General features: G+C 63.9%; 14 protein-coding genes. 6 read left to right on the top strand and 8 right to left on the bottom strand.

Going from position 1 to position 14778, the window contains the following annotated elements; all coding sequences use genetic code 11:
• Positions 1 to 21: 21 nt before the first annotated feature.
• Positions 22 to 816, bottom strand: coding sequence for a phosphatase PAP2 family protein (locus APH27_RS19005; RefSeq protein WP_027917613.1), 795 nt, complete (start codon positions 814 to 816; stop codon positions 22 to 24).
• Positions 817 to 924: 108 nt separating this feature from the next.
• On the opposite strand from APH27_RS19005, the gene hslO reads away from it, so the two are divergent.
• From hslO to APH27_RS18990, 3 genes are all read left to right on the top strand, one after another.
• Positions 925 to 1824 carry an Hsp33 family molecular chaperone HslO gene (hslO, locus tag APH27_RS19000; RefSeq protein ID WP_027917612.1) on the top strand — a complete coding sequence of 300 codons (900 nt, stop codon included), beginning with the start codon at positions 925 to 927 and terminating at the stop codon, positions 1822 to 1824.
• Between the two features lie 179 nt (positions 1825 to 2003).
• Complete coding sequence (locus APH27_RS18995; RefSeq protein ID WP_027917611.1) at positions 2004 to 3545, top strand: phosphoenolpyruvate carboxykinase; 1542 nt, start codon at positions 2004 to 2006, stop codon at positions 3543 to 3545.
• A gap of 213 nt (positions 3546 to 3758) precedes the next feature.
• Complete coding sequence (locus tag APH27_RS18990; RefSeq protein ID WP_060485632.1) at positions 3759 to 4199, top strand: thioesterase family protein; 441 nt, start codon at positions 3759 to 3761, stop codon at positions 4197 to 4199.
• A 56-nt stretch (positions 4200 to 4255) separates the two neighbouring features.
• Here the strand turns inward: APH27_RS18990 and APH27_RS18985 are convergent, their stop codons facing one another.
• The 3 genes from APH27_RS18985 to fdhD form a co-directional block, all read right to left on the bottom strand.
• Positions 4256 to 4735, bottom strand: coding sequence for a glycine zipper domain-containing protein (locus APH27_RS18985; protein WP_027917609.1), 480 nt, complete (start codon positions 4733 to 4735; stop codon positions 4256 to 4258).
• A 214-nt stretch (positions 4736 to 4949) separates the two neighbouring features.
• Positions 4950 to 7295 carry an FdhF/YdeP family oxidoreductase gene (locus APH27_RS18980; protein ID WP_060485631.1) on the bottom strand — a complete coding sequence of 782 codons (2346 nt, stop codon included), beginning with the start codon at positions 7293 to 7295 and terminating at the stop codon, positions 4950 to 4952.
• 5 nt (positions 7296 to 7300) lie between these two features.
• Positions 7301 to 8131 carry a formate dehydrogenase accessory sulfurtransferase FdhD gene (gene fdhD, locus APH27_RS18975; RefSeq protein WP_027917607.1) on the bottom strand — a complete coding sequence of 277 codons (831 nt, stop codon included), beginning with the start codon at positions 8129 to 8131 and terminating at the stop codon, positions 7301 to 7303.
• Between the two features lie 177 nt (positions 8132 to 8308).
• On the opposite strand from fdhD, the gene lysM reads away from it, so the two are divergent.
• Positions 8309 to 8746: a peptidoglycan-binding protein LysM gene (gene lysM, locus APH27_RS18970; protein WP_060485630.1), complete on the top strand. Its 438-nt coding sequence runs from the start codon at positions 8309 to 8311 to the stop codon at positions 8744 to 8746.
• 93 nt (positions 8747 to 8839) lie between these two features.
• Here the strand turns inward: lysM and yrfG are convergent, their stop codons facing one another.
• Positions 8840 to 9502 carry a GMP/IMP nucleotidase gene (gene yrfG / locus APH27_RS18965; RefSeq protein WP_060485629.1) on the bottom strand — a complete coding sequence of 221 codons (663 nt, stop codon included), beginning with the start codon at positions 9500 to 9502 and terminating at the stop codon, positions 8840 to 8842.
• A 64-nt stretch (positions 9503 to 9566) separates the two neighbouring features.
• Between yrfG and nudE the strand changes: the two genes are divergently transcribed.
• Together nudE and cysQ are read left to right on the top strand one after the other, a co-directional pair.
• A complete protein-coding gene (nudE, locus tag APH27_RS18960) occupies positions 9567 to 10133 on the top strand; it encodes an ADP compounds hydrolase NudE (protein WP_027917604.1) in 567 nt (188 codons plus the stop codon).
• Positions 10130 to 10948 (top strand): 3'(2'),5'-bisphosphate nucleotidase CysQ, encoded by an 819-nt coding sequence (gene cysQ, locus APH27_RS18955; RefSeq protein ID WP_027917603.1) that lies wholly within the window; start codon positions 10130 to 10132, stop codon positions 10946 to 10948. Before nudE ends, cysQ begins: the two co-directional genes overlap by 4 nt.
• Positions 10949 to 11075: 127 nt before the next feature.
• On the opposite strand, the gene APH27_RS18950 is transcribed toward cysQ, so the two are convergent.
• From APH27_RS18950 to APH27_RS18940, 3 genes are read right to left on the bottom strand one after another with little or no spacing between them, the layout of a single operon-like run.
• A complete protein-coding gene (locus APH27_RS18950; RefSeq protein ID WP_027917602.1) occupies positions 11076 to 11531 on the bottom strand; it encodes a YiiD C-terminal domain-containing protein in 456 nt (151 codons plus the stop codon).
• Positions 11528 to 12937: a sigma-54 dependent transcriptional regulator gene (locus APH27_RS18945; RefSeq protein ID WP_060485628.1), complete on the bottom strand. Its 1410-nt coding sequence runs from the start codon at positions 12935 to 12937 to the stop codon at positions 11528 to 11530. Before APH27_RS18945 ends, APH27_RS18950 begins: the two co-directional genes overlap by 4 nt.
• Entirely contained in the window at positions 12934 to 14748 is a 1815-nt protein-coding gene (locus APH27_RS18940; protein WP_027917600.1) for an ATP-binding protein, read from the bottom strand. The genes APH27_RS18945 and APH27_RS18940 overlap by 4 nt, the downstream gene beginning before the upstream one ends.
• Positions 14749 to 14778: the final 30 nt, after the last annotated feature.

Raw genomic sequence — 14778 nt, 5'->3', positions numbered from 1 at the left:
CTGCAAAGCAGCCCCTGGGCTCTAGCGGATGACCGCCAACCGTCCGACCAACGGCACCTTCTTCGCAATGGCAAACAACGGTGCCGTCCAGCGCAGCAGCAAGGCACTGCCCTTGGCCGCCAAGGGCGTATGGCAACTCCAGCCCAACGCCAGCACCGCCATCAGCAGGCCGCCGATGTAATCGTCCTGCCCCCAGTGCGCCCCGGCCACCAGCCGCGGCATCATGAACAGAAATGCCAGGCCCCAGACCACCAGGTGTTGCACCAGGCGGCGGCTGAACAGGCTCATGAACAATGCCCAGATGAGCAGCACCGAGGCGTGGTCGCCAGGGAAGCTGTTGCTGGACCGGTCCTTGAGTTCCCAGGCCTTTTCCAGGTTCGGGTAGTAGCTGCTGAGGTGCACCACGTTGTCGAATACCATCGATGGGCTGTCATGTTGCCAGCCCATTGCATCCACCCACTTGGAAAACAGCGCGCGAATCACCACTAATAGGAGCAGCGTGACCAGAAAGCCAAAGAAGGCTTCGCGAACCTGGCTGGCCCTGAACACCCAGTTGCCCCGAATCAGCACGGCCAGCAAGATCAGGCCGACGACGATATCGAAGGGGCGAAGGCTGCCGACGGTCCAGATGTAGCGCCAGGCCGTATGGTCGGCCAATGGCCCATTCAGGCTGTGGAATAACCATTCGTCGAAAGTCAGGCACAGGATCTGGCCAATGGGCCATAACCAGAAACACAGTAGGGCAATGGGCAGCAACGTGCAGGCTGCCAAGGGTCCCCAGGACCACCTTGCTTGGAACAGTGGTCGATTGTCCATAAAATACCTCGATCTCCAGCAGTAAATGAGTGCCTTGCGGGCGCTCTGCGACGGGACTTTCAAATCCCGGTAATTATTTTGTCATCATTTTCAGATAGCCAGACAACCATGAGCGACTTGCCAGATACAGATTTCACCCAACGTTTCATCTTCGACGAGCGCGATGTGCGCGGCGAGTGGGTGTCTCTCGATGACAGCTACGCCGCGGTGCTGGCGCGTCACGAGTACCCGCAGCCGGTGCAGGCACTGCTTGGCGAACTGATGGCTGCCACCGCCTTGCTGGTGGGCGCGCTGAAGTTCGACGGCCTGCTGATTCTGCAGGCGCGTTCCGAAGGGCCGATCCCGCTGCTGATGGTCGAGTGCTCGGGCGAGCGCGACATCCGGGGCATGGCCCGCTACGAAGCGGAGCAGATCCCGGCCGGTGCCACTCTAGAGCAGTTGATGCCCGACGGTCACCTGACCCTGACCATCGACCCGGTCAAAGGCCAGCGCTACCAGGGCACTGTCGACCTGGACGGTGCCAACCTGTCGGAGTGCTTCACCAACTACTTCGTTCAGTCGCAGCAGCTCAATACCCGTTTCTGGCTCAACGCCGAAGGCGGCAAGGCCCGTGGCCTGCTGCTGCAGCAGCTGCCACGCGACCGCCAGCCGGACGATGAAGAGCGCGAAGACAGCTGGCAGCACGTCATTGCCCTGGCCAAGACGCTCAAGCCTGAAGAGTGGTCGGAAGACAACGAAACCCTGCTGCACCGCCTTTATCACGAAGACGCGGTACGCCTGTTCGACATCCAGCCGCTGCGCTTCAAGTGCAGCTGCTCGCGCGAACGTTCCGGCAATGCGCTGGTCAGTTTGGGCGAGCACGATGCCAAGGCGCTGGTCGTGGAGTGCGGTGGTACGGTAGAAATCGATTGCCAGTTCTGTAACCAGCGCTATTTCTTCGATGCCAGCGATGTGGCGCAGCTGTTTGCCGGCGGCGGCACGGATGCGGCGTCAGAAACTCGCCACTGAAACGTTTAATTTCAGGAGAATCTCCTGTCGAATTGCGCGAAAGCGCGGTTCTGACAGGAGGGGCCTACTTTTTTTGGGCGTTTCTGGCATAATCCGGCCACTTTTTTCGCTGTAGTAGTTTTTTCGAGACAACTACAAAACGTTTGGAGCACTCGGCCTCGGGCCGGATGGGGTATCTCATGACGCAAGCCAACAACACCGTGTACACCGACCTGAGCGTCGATGAGCTGGTAAAAGAAGCGCTGCAACGCGGTGAAGGCGTGCTAGCCGATACTGGCGCACTGGTCGTCGAAACTGGCCACCGTACTGGCCGCTCGCCGGCTGACCGTTTCATCGTCGAAGAACCTTCCACCCAGGCCGCCATCGCCTGGGGCCCGATCAACCGCAAGTTCCCGGCCGACAAGTTCGATGCCCTGTGGGACCGCGTCGAGGCGTTCAACAACGCTCAGGATCACTTCGTTTCCTACGTTCACGTAGGGGCCGCTGCCGAGCACTACCTGCCGGTGAAGATGACCACCCAGACTGCCTGGCAGAACCTGTTCGGCCGTTGCCTGTTCATCAACCCTGAGCAGTTCAACCCGGCTGGCCGCGACCAGTGGCAGATCCTCAACGTCGCCAACTTCGTGTGCGAGCCTGAGCGTGACGGCACCAACTCCGACGGTTGCGTGATCATCAACTTCGCCGCCAAGAAAGTGCTGATCGCTGGCATGCGCTACGCCGGCGAAATGAAGAAAGCCATGTTCTCGGTGCAGAACTTCCTGCTGCCGGCCGCCGACGTGCTGCCAATGCACTGCGCTGCCAACATTGGCGAAGAAGGCGATGTGACCCTGTTCTTCGGCCTGTCCGGCACCGGCAAGACCACCCTGTCGGCCGACGAAAGCCGTTACCTGATCGGTGACGACGAGCACGGTTGGGGCGAAGGCGTTGTCTTCAACATGGAAGGCGGCTGCTACGCCAAGTGCATCGACCTGTCCGAGAAGAACGAGCCGGTCATCTGGAAAGCCATCAAGCATGGTGCCGTGCTGGAAAACGTCGTTCTCGACGCCAACAAGCACGCCGACTACGCCGATGTCAGCCTGACCCAGAACAGCCGCGCCGCCTACCCGCTGGAGCACGTCGCCAAGCGCGCCGAAGCCAACCTGGGTGGCGAGCCGAACGCAGTCATCTTCCTGACCTGCGACCTGACCGGTGTTCTGCCTCCGGTTTCGATCCTGAACAACGAGCAGGCGGCCTACCACTTCCTGTCCGGCTACACCGCGCTGGTCGGTTCCACCGAAATGGGTTCGGGCGGCGGCATCAAGTCGACCTTCTCCACCTGCTTCGGCGCACCATTCTTCCCGCGCCCGGCTGGCGAATACGCCGAGCTGCTGATCAAGCGTATCAACGCTTTCGGCTCCAAGGTCTACCTGGTCAACACCGGCTGGACCGGCGGTGGCTACGGCGTTGGCAAGCGCTTCAGCATCCCGACCACCCGTGGCGTGATCGCTGCCATCCAGAGCGGTGCTCTGGTCGGCGCTGAAACCGAGCACCTGGACATCATCAACCTGGACGTGCCGAAGGCCGTTCCGGGCGTCGATACCGAGCTGCTCAACCCACGCGCTACCTGGGCTGACAAAGCGGCCTACGACGAGGCCGCTCAAGGCCTGGCCAAGCTGTTCATCGAAAACTTCAAGAAGTTCGAAGTTTCCGACGCCATCAAGGCTGCTGGCCCACAGCTGTAAACTGACGCCGGTCGTAACGAGAAAGCCGCCCCTTGGGGCGGCTTTTTTGTTTTCGGCTGCCTGTGCCGTCCTCTTCGCGGCTAAAGCCGCTCCTACAGATCACCGCTGTCCCTGTGGGAGCGGCTTTAGCCGCGAAAGGGCCTGCCCAAACGACACGTCTCTGGAATTTCTGTTTCACTGTCTGCATCCACTTCCAAGACACGGGACTAAAAGATGAGCGAATCTCCCCACCGCACGGCCTTCTCCCACTTCCACCCGATCCTCACCCGCCCCCAGGACAACGACGTCAACGGCCACATCGCTGGCGCCACCGTGCATGGCTTCTTCGAAACCGCTATCCAGGCCTTCCTCATGGAACAGGCGGATTTGGACCTGCGCGATGGCGAACTGGCGGCCTTCGTGGTGAGCTCGGCGGCAGACTTCTTCGCCTTGCCGGGCTTCCCGGATGTGCTGGAGGTGGGGCTGGGGGTGACACGGCTGGCAGGCAGTACGGTGGAGTACCGCCTGGCGCTTTACCGGCCAGGGGAGGCCGATGCGTGCGCTGCGGGGACGGTGGTGCAGGTGTTCATCGAGCGCGCCAGTGGCAGCCCAGTGCCACTGCCTGAGGCGTTGCAGGTGATCCTGACTGGACTGCAGCTCGATCCGCAGGCATGAAAAAGCCCTGCCGGTAAGGGCAGGGCTGTTTTTACCCGTGGGCTGAGCCTCGGGTATCAGTCGCGCCAGTGGCGCTTGTGCTTGCGGTGGCCGTAGTGGTGGCCACGGTCGTAGTGGCGACGGTCATCGTAGTCACGACGGTAGCGGCGGTCGTCATGGCGCTCGTCTTCATCGGCCTTGTTGCCCATGTAGTTACCCAGCGCACCACCGGCACCGCCACCTGCGGCCGCACCAATGTAGCTACCGGTGGTGCCGCCCACCGAGCGACCGACCACGTTACCGCCTGCAGCGCCCAGTGCGCCACCAATGGCAGCCTCACCACGCTGGCGCTTGTCGGCACCCAGGGCACCGCCCGCCGCGCCGCCCAGGCCTGCGCCAATGGCACCGCCAGTGCTACCACCGATGGAGTTGCCCACTACGGAGCCGAGTACCCCACCCAATGCGCCGCCAATGCCGGCCTCGGTATTGCCACCGGCCATGGCAACGCCGCTGAGCAAGCTGAAAGACAACAACAGAATCGAGGAGTACTTCTTCATCAAGAGAGCCTCAGAGGGATGACGAGGGCGAATTTGAGGCTATGAAGGGCGGCTGGCAACGAAAATCCGACGAGTAACACGAGTTGTACACAATTCTCTAAGTTGCTGTATTTGCACTGAAACTTTATAGATTTTCGCTTGTCAGAGCTTATTGTGACAAAGCCCTGGACCTCGCGGTTCAGGGCTTTTTTCGTTTTTGCCGGGGTACCTCTACTTACAGGATTCGGCCATCGTCGCGCGCTCGTTCCAGCTTGATGGCAACGAATTTGGATGTCGGCGTATGGCTGCCGTCGCCGATGCTTTCCAGCGGAATCAGCGGGTTCACTTCCGGATAGTACGCCGCTGCCTGCCCGGCAGGGATATCGAATGCCAGTAATGTGAAACCATGCACGCGGCGCACATGTTCATCGCCCCACAACGAGACGATGTCGACCTTCTGGCCCGGCTGGAAGCCCAGGCGGATGATGTCGGCCTCGTTGGCGAACAGCACCTCGCGCTGGCCGCGCACACCGCGGTAGCGGTCATCCAAACCATAGATGGTGGTGTTGTACTGATCGTGGGAGCGCATCGACTGCATGATCAGGTCTGGCAACTGGCCGCTGGCGCGCACGCGTTCGTCGATCAGGGTGTCGGGCAGCAGGTTGGCCTTGAAGTTGGCGCGGCCAGTGGTGGTTTTCCACTGGCGGCTGGCGGCGCTGTTACCCAGGTAGAAACCGCCCGGGTGGGCCAGGCGCTGGTTGAAGTCGGCAAACCCGGCAATGGTGTCGCCGATCAGGTCGCGGATGCGAGCGTAATCAGCCACCAGCCAGTGCCAGTCCACCGGTTGCTTGCCCAAGGTGGCGGCCGCGATACCAGCAACCACGGCAGGTTCCGAGCGCATCTGGGTCGACAGCGGCTTGAGCTGGCCATTGGAGGCATGGACCATGCTGAACGAGTCTTCCACGGTGACTGCCTGCGGCCCATCAGCCTGAAGGTCGATGTCGGTGCGGCCCAGGCACGGCAGGATCAGTGCCTGCTTGCCGTGGATCAGGTGGCTGCGGTTGAGTTTGGTACTGATATGCACGGTCAGTTCGCAGTTGCGCAGGGCCTGGGCGGTACGTTCGGTATCCGGGGTCGCCTGGGCGAAGTTGCCGCCAAGGCCGATGAAGACTTTCGCACGGCCTTCGAGCATGGCGTGGATCGCCTCGACGGTGTTGTGGCCGTTGTGCCGTGGCACCGGGAAGTTGAAGCGCTTTTCGATGGCATCGAGCAGGGCCACCGGCGGGCGCTCGTTGATGCCCATGGTGCGGTCGCCCTGAACGTTGCTGTGGCCACGTACCGGGCACAGGCCGGCACCCGGGGCGCCAATGTTGCCGCGCAGCATCTGCAGGTTGACGATTTCCTGGATGGTCGGCACCGAATGGCGGTGCTGGGTGATGCCCATCGCCCAGCACATGATCACCCGCTTGCCGCGGCAGTACATGCGTGCAGCCAGTTCGATGTCGGCCAGTGTCAGGCCGGATTGCTCCTGAATGTGTTCCCACGAGGTGGCGTCTACCGCTGCCAGGTAAGCCTCCACCCCATGGCCATGCTCGGCGATGAATACATGGTCGAACACCGCCGGCTCGCCCTTGGCCTGCGCTTCGCGCTCCCATTGCAGGACGAACTTGGCCATGCCGCGCAGCATTGCCATGTCGCCGCCCAGCGCCGGGCGGAAGAACGCCGTGTTGGTCGGGCGGTCACTGTTGGTCAGCATCTCCAGCGGGTTCTGCGGGTGCTGGAAACGCTCCAGGCCACGTTCCTTGAGCGGGTTGACGCAGACCACCTGGGCGCCACGTTTCACCGCGTCGCGCAGGGGGTCGAGCATGCGTGGGTGGTTGGTGCCGGGGTTTTGGCCCCAGACGAAGATCGCATCGGCGTGCTCGAAGTCGTCATACGTGACGGTGCCCTTGCCGACCCCCACGCTCTGGCCCAGGGCCACGCCGCTGGCTTCGTGGCACATGTTCGAGCAGTCGGGGAAGTTGTTGGTGCCGTAGGCGCGCACGAACAGCTGATACAGGTAGGCTGCTTCGTTGCTGGCACGGCCCGAGGTGTAGAACTCGGCCTGGTCAGGGCTGGCCAGCTTGTTCAGCTCACGGGCGATCAGGGCGTAGGCGGCCTCCCAGGCGATCGGCTGGTAGCGATCGCTTTGAGGGTCGTAGACCATCGGCTCGGTCAGGCGGCCCTGATACTCAAGCCAGTAGTCACTCTGCTGCAGCAATGCGCTGACGCTATAGCGAGCGAAGAACGCCGCATCGACGCGGCGTTTGGTGGCCTCCCAGTTGACCGCCTTGGCGCCGTTCTCGCAGAACTTGACCATGCCGCTCTCGGGCGAATCGCCCCAGGCGCAGCCAGGGCAGTCGAAGCCGCCGTTCTGGTTGGTCTTGAGCAAGGCGCGGATGTTCTTCAGCGCGTTGTCGCTGCCGACCCAGGCCTTGGCCACGCTGCGCAGCGCGCCCCAGCCGCCGGCGGGGCCGTGGTAGGGCTGGTAGCGAGGGGTGGAGGCTGGGGCGTTGTCCGGAAGTTGCTGGTACGAGGTCACGACTGTTACGACTCCGCCGCTGGGCTGTAGACCCGCGGTGCACTGTGTTTGGGCAGATGGATGAGGTTGAGGTTGTGCTTGCGCGCCCATTGCAGGGCAAGGCCGGTGGGCGCCGAAAGGCTGACCAGTGTCTGGATGCCGGCGCGCAGCACTTTCTGGATCAGCTCCAGGCTGCAGCGGCTGGTGACGATGGCCAGGCCGCCCTCGGTGCTGATGCCTTGGCGCAGCAGGGCGCCGATCAGCTTGTCGAGTGCGTTGTGCCGGCCGATATCTTCGCGGCCCATCAGCAATTCGCCTTGGGCGTTCATGAACAAGGCAGCGTGTACGGCACCGCAGTGCTGGCCCAGCGGGGTGAACGCATCGATACGCTCGCGCAGGCCCGCCAGCCATTGCGCCGGGGGCAGCGGTGCGCCAGGCAATGCGGTCAGTTCCGGCAGCGCCTGCTCTAGGGCTTCCACCCCGCACAGGCCGCAACCGCTGGTACCGGCCAACTGGCGGCGCTGGTTCTTCAGGTTCCAGAATGCACGGCTGGAGATCTCAAGGTCGGCATACATCGCCGAGCCGCTGCCGGAAAGTTTCAGGTCATAAATCTCGGCCGTGCCTTCGACGATGCCGCTGCCCACGCTGAAGCCGACCGCGAAGTCCTCCAGATCGGTGGGGCTGACCAGCATCACCGCCTGGTTAAGGCCGTTGTAGGCAATGGCCAGGGCGACTTCTTCGGCCAGCGGCGTGCAGGCGCGCTCGCCGTCGCTGAGCTGGACGTAGTCGTAAGTGTTGCTGGCGGCGGGCAAGGCCAGGGGCATGGAGGCCGCGCAGACCGGAGGTTTGCTTTGCATCGGAGGCTGACTACCGGCGGCTGTTTGATATCACCAAGCCTAGGCTTGTGGGCCGGTCGCGTCTAATCGCTAGGGTCTATGCCTTGATAGACCGCGTCGATTGGTCACAGTGGGGCGGGCGGGGCAATCCTGGCCTAGACTCCTTGCTCCGAGGTTAACGTCAACAAGGAGCACGTCATGAGCCTGTTCAGTTTCGTGAAGGAAGCCGGCGAGAAGTTGATCGACCTGCTGACTCCCGGCAACGCCAATGCCGAAGAGCAGCTGAAGAAACACGTGGAAAGTGTCGGCCTGGGCAACCCGAACATCTCGGCCACTGTAGAGGGTGACAAGGTCATTCTCAAGGGCGAGGTGGCCAGCCAGGAGGAGAAAGAGAAGATCATTCTTGCTGCAGGCAACATCGAAGGGGTGGCCAGCGTCGACGATCAGATCAAAGTGACCGGGCCGGTCGTGGCGGCGGCAAGGTTCGTTACCGTGAAGAAGGGTGACACGCTGTCGGCGATTGCGGTGGTCGCGTATGGCAAGGCCGATTACAACAAGATTTTCGAGGCCAACAAGCCGATGCTCAAGCACCCGGACAAGATCTATCCGGGGCAGGTGCTGCGTATTCCAGACTGATCTCTGCTGCCTGGTCCGGCCCAATCGCGGATAAATCCGCTCTTACAGGAGATTGCGAATCGCTGTAGGAGCGGATTTATCCGCGAAGGGCCCTCACAGGCCAACCAATAACGCCCGGTAATCCTCGACCGCCGCGAACTCCTCGGTATCGCGTGGCTGCGCCTTGCTGTCCGGCTGGCGCACCGCCAGCAGATACCCTACGCCAAACCGCCGCGCACTGCGCAGGATGGCCAGGGTGTCGTCGATGAACAGGCTGCGCTGGGGATCGAAGCCAATATCCGCCTGCAAGGCATCCCAGAACTGCGGGTTCTCTTTTGGAAAACCGTAATCGTGCGAACTGATCAGCCGCTCGAAATACGGTGCCAGTTCCACCCGCTCCAACTTCAGCGACAGTGAATCGCGGTGGGCATTGGTGATCATCACCACGCGCTTGCCCGCCTTGCGGATGGCCGCCAGGAAGGTATCGGCATCGGGCCGCAGGGCGATCAGGTCGGCGATTTCGCGCTTGAGGTCGCGAATCGGCAGTTTCAGCTCGCGGCTCCAGAAGTCCAGGCAATACCAGTTGAGGGTGCCGGCGTTGCGCTCGAACAGTGGCTGCAGCTCCAGTTCCGCCATGGCCCGGCTCACCCCGTGCAGCTCGGCGTAGCGCTGGGGCAGGTGGTCGAGCCAGAAACGGTTGTCGTAGTGCAGGTCGAGCAAGGTGCCGTCCATGTCCAGCAGGACGGTATCGATGGCGGACCAGGGAAGAACAGGCATGGGAAACTCTCGTTCAGTCGGCTAGCCACGGTATAGTAACGCGTTCACGCCAAGGAGCCGCCCCATGCGCCAGAAACCCACCGTCCTCAGCCGCGAAATCGTCGCCAGCAGCCGCCTGTTCCGGGTCGAGGCCGTGCAACTGCGCTTCAGCAATGGCAACGAACGCACCTATGAGCGCCTGGTTGGCCGTGGCAATGGCTACGGCGCGGTGATGATCGTGGCCATGCTCGACGCCGAGCACGCGGTGCTGGTGGAGGAATACTGCGGCGGCACCGACGAATACGAGCTGTCGTTGCCCAAAGGCCTGATCGAGCCGGGTGAAGACGTGCTGGCCGCCGCCGACCGTGAGCTCAAGGAAGAAGCCGGCTTTGGCGCTCGCCAGCTGGAGCACTTGACCGAGCTGTCGCTGTCACCTGGCTACATGAGCCAGAAGATCCAGGTGGTGCTGGCCAGCGACCTCTACGAGGAGCGCCTGGAGGGTGATGAGCCAGAGCCCATGCGGGTCGACAAGGTCAACTTGCGCGAGCTTGCGGCCTTGGCCATGCACCCACAGTTCAGCGAGGGGCGGGCGCTGGCGGCGCTGTACCTGGCCCGCGACCTGCTGATCCAGCGGGGGCTGCTCGAAGCATGAACGACCAACAACTGATGCACGAAGTGGTCAAGCTCGCGCAGCTGGCGGGCGAGGCCATCATGCCGTTCTGGCGGGCCGACGTGGCCGTGACCAACAAGGCCGATGATTCGCCGGTGACGGCCGCCGACCTGGCTGCACATCGGGTCATTGCCGATGGCTTGCTGGCGTTGGCGCCGCAGATTCCGGTGCTTTCCGAAGAAGACTGTAATATTCCGCTGGCCGAGCGCCAGGGCTGGAGCCGCTGGTGGCTGGTCGACCCGCTCGACGGCACCAAGGAATTCATCGCCGGCAGCGAGGAATTTACCGTCAACATCGCGCTGGTCGAGAACGGCGAAGTGGTGTTTGGCGTGGTTTCGATGCCGACCAACGGGCGCTGTTATTTCGGCGGCCGTGGCCTGGGTGCCTGGCGCTCCGAAGGGGCTGCTGAGGCAACGCCTGTTCACGTGCGTAATGCCCCGCCTGCCGGTGGCCGTTTCACCGTGGTGGCCAGCCGTCGTCATTCCAGCCCGCAGCAGGAAGCGCTGCTGGCTGGCCTGGGTGCTGCTGTGGGTGAACTGGAGCTGGCGAATATCGGCAGCTCGCTGAAGTTCTGCCTGCTGGCCGAAGGCAGCGCCGACTGCTACCCGCGCCTGGCGCCGACTTCGCAATGGGACACGGCGGCGGCGCAGGGTGTACTGGAAGGTGCCGGTGGCGAGGTGGTCGAGGTGGATGGCCAGCCGTTCCGCTACCCGGCGCGTGAATCGTTGCTCAATCCGTTCTTCCTGGCCTTGCCTGCAAACGCTGCCTGGCGCCAGGCATTCCTTGATTTGATCTGATCTGAAGCTCGCTCGCCCTTTGTGGGAGCGGGCTTGCCCGCGAACACCGGCGAAGCCGGTGCCATCCTCCGCGGTGCCTGCTTCGCGGGCAAGCCCGCTCCCACAGGGCAGGGGCGCGTCAGCTTTGTCAGCGATGAAGCACGTACTGCCCGCTGAAGGTGACGGCGGGTTCATCACTGCCGGCATTGCTGACCGTGGTCGCCAGCGTCAGCCGGGCCCGACCACGGCGCTGGTACATCGTCAGGAACCGCTCCCAGGTCTTTTCCTCCGGTGCAGCGCAGCGCGCCACCGCTGCGCCGGTTACCGGCAGCGGATAGCTGATCTGGCCTTCCTGGATGACGATATGCCCGTCATCGATGCCCAGTTCGCGCAGGCGCAGGTGTAGCCAGCCCCAACCCACCAGCACCGCGGCGCAGTACAGGCTGCCACCGAACATGGTGCTCTTGTGGTTGACGTTGGCTGCCAGCGGCAGTTGCAGGCGCAGGGTCTGGGCTTGCCAATCGATGACCTCCAGGCCCATTTCACGGGTCAGTGGAATGTCGCCGTGCAGCACGGACTGCAGGTATTGGCTATCGGAACTCATGGGCGATTTTCCTCGTGGTCGTCACTGCCGCTGCTACCGCCTTCGAAATGCAGGCCGTGCTTGCGCAGCTTGTCGTGCAGGGTCTTGCGCGGGATGCCGAGGGCTTCGGCGAGGCTGCGCATGGAGCTGTGGGGCTGGGCCAGTTCGGCAGTGATCAGTGAGCGTTCGAACTGTTCAACCTGCTCGCTGAGATTGCCCGGCAGGGTCGGCGCCGCGGTGGCAGCCGCCGCCGGTGCCTGGCCATCGAGGGCCAGTTCCAGGCCCAGGGCAAAGCGTTCGGCGGCGTTCTGCAGTTCGCGCACGTTGCCTGGCCAGTCATGGCGCAGCAGCATGGCCCGCTGGGCAGGTTGCAGGCTGTGGGGTGGCAGGCCATGGCGCTGGCTGGCGCCATCGGCGAAGTGCTGGAACAACACCAGGATGTCGTCGCCGCGTTCGCGCAAGGGCGGGATGCGCAGCGGCGCCACGTTCAGGCGGTAGTAGAGGTCGGCGCGGAAGCGGCCCTGATCGGCGGAGGTACGCAGGTCTTCTTTGGTGGCCGCGATGACGCGGATATCCAGCGGGATAAGCTGGTTGCCACCGAGGCGCTCGACCACCCGCTCCTGCAGCAGGCGCAGCAGCTTCACCTGCACGTCCAGGCTCATGCTCTCGATCTCGTCGAGGAACAGCGTGCCGCCGTTGGCGAACTCGAACTTGCCGATACGGCGCTTTTGCGCACCGGTGAAGGCACCTGGTTCGTGACCGAACAGCTCGCTTTCGACCACCGACTCGGCCAGTGCGCCGGCATTGATGGCCACGAACGGGCCTGCGCGGCGGCTGGACAGGTCGTGCAGGGCGCGGGCGACCACCTCTTTGCCGGCACCGGTTTCACCAAGGATCAGGACGTCGGCGCGGGTGCCCGCCAGGGCGCCGATCTGCTCACGCAGGCGCTGCATCGACGAGGAGTGGCCGACCAGCCGGGTGGCCAGTTGCTGGCGGTCACTCAGGGCCAGGCGCAGGCTGCGGTTGTCCAGTACCAGGCGGCGCAAGGCCAGAGCCCGGCGCACGCTGTCGAGCAGGGCGTCGCTGGCAAAGGGCTTCTCCAGGAAATCGTAAGCGCCCGCGCGCATGGCCTGCACCGCCAGCGGTACATCGCCGTGGCCGGTGATCAGCAGCACCGGCAGTTCACTGTCGCGGCCGTGCAACTGCTCCAGCAGCTGCAGGCCGTCGATGCCTGGCATGCGGATATCGCTGACCACCACGCCCGGCCAATCGGGCTCGATGCGCTCGGCCAGGCCTTGGGCGTCAGCCAGGGCGACCACCTTGAGCCCGGCCAGGTCGAGGGTCTGGCTCAGGGCCTGGCGCAGGTGTGGGTCGTCATCGACCAGGATCACCTGGGCCTGGCTGTCGATGTAAGGCTCGGTCGTCATGCCGAGGGGTCCTCCGAAGTGGGCAAGGTAGCGCCGGGTGCGGCCACGCGCAGTTGCAGGGTGAGCAGGGCGCCACCTTCGGGGTGGTTGGCCAGCAGCAGTTCACCGCCCAGGGCGCGCATCAGGCTTTCGCAGATGGCCAACCCCAGGCCCAGGCCTTGGGTCCGGGTCTTGGTGGTGAAGAACGGCTCCTTGGCGTGCTCCATGGCCTGGCGGCTGAAGCCCGGGCCGTTGTCACGAATGTACAGGTAGACGTAGTCATCGCGCTGTTCGGCACTCAGCCACAGGCGCCGAGGGTTGGCCTTTTCGGTCAGGGCGTCGAGGGCGTTGGCCAGCAGGTTGCCGAGCACCTGGCGCAGGCGGGTTTCGCCGGCCTGCACCCACAGCGTGGCCTCGGGCAGGTCGCGGATCAGCTCCACGGCCATGGCCCGGCGGCGCTTGGCCAGCAGGGCCAGGGCGTCATCCAGTGCCGGTTGCAGGGCAACGCTTTCCGGCGCGTGGCGGTCGCGGCGGGCGAAGGCGCGCAGGTGGGCGATGATCGAGGCCATGCGCCCGGTCAGTTCGCCGATCAGCTTGAGGTTGCCGCGGGCGTCCTCGGTGCGCTGGTGGTCGAGCAGGATTTCGGCGTTTTCCGCGTAGCTGCGAATCGCCGCCAGGGGTTGGTTGAGCTCGTGGCTGATGCTCGCCGACATGGTGCCGAGTACCGACAGCTTGCCGGCCTGGACCAGTTCGTCCTGGGCGCGCACCAGCTCCTGCTGAGCGTTCTCGCGCTCCAGTACGGCGCTTTTCAGCCGGGTGTTGAGGCCTTCGAGGGCGGCGGTCCGCTCGGCCACGCGAGATTCCAGCTCTTGACGGCCGCGAGCTTCGAAGTCGATGCGGTCGATGTAATGGCGCCGCCGCTGCATCACCAGGCCAGCGAACAGTATCAGCACCAGCAGTGCGCCGGCGCCGATGGCCATTACCGTCTGCACCGAGCGGTCGACCAGCAGGCGGGGGGCGAGGATGCTTACCTGCCAGCCGGTTTCCTTGATGTCGCGGGTCTGGGTGAGCCAGGCGTCCTGGTTGAGCACCAGGGGCTGAGGGGCCTGGGTCGGGTAGGGCTGGATGGCGATGATCGCCTGGCGCTCGGCTTCGGTCAGCGCGCGGGTGGCGCGAAAACGCCAGTCGGGGCGTGAGGTGAGGATCACCACGCCATTGTGGTCGGTCAGCAGCAGTTGCTCGGGGGTACGGCCCCAAAGGGTTTCGGTGTGGTCCAGGTCGACCTTGACCACCAGCACGCCAACGATGCGCTCGCGGTCGCGCACGGCGGCGGCGAAGAAGTAGCCGCGCTTGGCCGAGGTGGTGCCCTGGCCGAAGAAGCGCCCCAGGTGCCCGGCCATCGCTTCGTTGAAATACGGGCGGAAGGAGAAATTGCGGCCGACGAAGCTGTCCTGCTTGTCCCAGTTGGAGGCAGCCAAGGTATTGCCGCTGATGTCCATCAGGTACATCACTTCAGCGCCCGTCTGGTGGACGATGTCCTTGAGCAGGCGGTTGGCGTTGGTCACCGCCTCGAGGCGGAACGGATCGGCCAGCACGCCGCGCAGCGCCGGCAGGTCGCCGAGGATCTGCGGCAAGGTTTCGTAGCGGTGCAGGGTGCCCAGCAGGTTGGCGACGTACAGGTCGAGGGTCTGGCGGTTCTGCGAGGCCAACTCGTCCTGGTAGTAGCGCTCGGCCAGATGGTGCAGTGGCCACAGCAGGGGTGTCAGGCACAGGGCCAACAGGGCCAGGCTGCGCCAGCGGGGACGGCGAGGGGGCGTGGGTTTTGCAATCATCGCGTAAATGCGCCAGATGGGTCTGGCGCA

The organism is Pseudomonas sp. NBRC 111123 (genome assembly GCF_001320205.1).
Classification (GTDB): Bacteria; Pseudomonadota; Gammaproteobacteria; order Pseudomonadales; family Pseudomonadaceae; genus Aquipseudomonas; species Aquipseudomonas putida_J.
Note: the sequence above shows the minus strand (reverse complement) of the source record. Positions and strands in the feature narration are given on the sequence as shown.

Excerpts from the sequence above, each read along its gene's own strand:
- APH27_RS18995 (WP_027917611.1), top strand. The coding sequence starts at position 2,004 with ATGACGCAAGCCAACAACACCGTGTACACCGACCTGAGCGTCGATGAG.
- cysQ (WP_027917603.1), top strand. The coding sequence starts at position 10,130 with ATGAACGACCAACAACTGATGCACGAAGTGGTCAAGCTCGCGCAGCTG.
- lysM (WP_060485630.1), top strand. The coding sequence starts at position 8,309 with ATGAGCCTGTTCAGTTTCGTGAAGGAAGCCGGCGAGAAGTTGATCGAC.
- APH27_RS18940 (WP_027917600.1), bottom strand. The coding sequence starts at position 14,748 with ATGATTGCAAAACCCACGCCCCCTCGCCGTCCCCGCTGGCGCAGCCTG.
- APH27_RS18945 (WP_060485628.1), bottom strand. The coding sequence starts at position 12,937 with ATGACGACCGAGCCTTACATCGACAGCCAGGCCCAGGTGATCCTGGTC.
- hslO (WP_027917612.1), top strand. The coding sequence starts at position 925 with ATGAGCGACTTGCCAGATACAGATTTCACCCAACGTTTCATCTTCGAC.
- yrfG (WP_060485629.1), bottom strand. The coding sequence starts at position 9,502 with ATGCCTGTTCTTCCCTGGTCCGCCATCGATACCGTCCTGCTGGACATG.
- nudE (WP_027917604.1), top strand. The coding sequence starts at position 9,567 with ATGCGCCAGAAACCCACCGTCCTCAGCCGCGAAATCGTCGCCAGCAGC.
- APH27_RS18950 (WP_027917602.1), bottom strand. The coding sequence starts at position 11,531 with ATGAGTTCCGATAGCCAATACCTGCAGTCCGTGCTGCACGGCGACATT.
- fdhD (WP_027917607.1), bottom strand. The coding sequence starts at position 8,131 with ATGCAAAGCAAACCTCCGGTCTGCGCGGCCTCCATGCCCCTGGCCTTG.
- APH27_RS18985 (WP_027917609.1), bottom strand. The coding sequence starts at position 4,735 with ATGAAGAAGTACTCCTCGATTCTGTTGTTGTCTTTCAGCTTGCTCAGC.
- APH27_RS18990 (WP_060485632.1), top strand. The coding sequence starts at position 3,759 with ATGAGCGAATCTCCCCACCGCACGGCCTTCTCCCACTTCCACCCGATC.
- APH27_RS19005 (WP_027917613.1), bottom strand. The coding sequence starts at position 816 with ATGGACAATCGACCACTGTTCCAAGCAAGGTGGTCCTGGGGACCCTTG.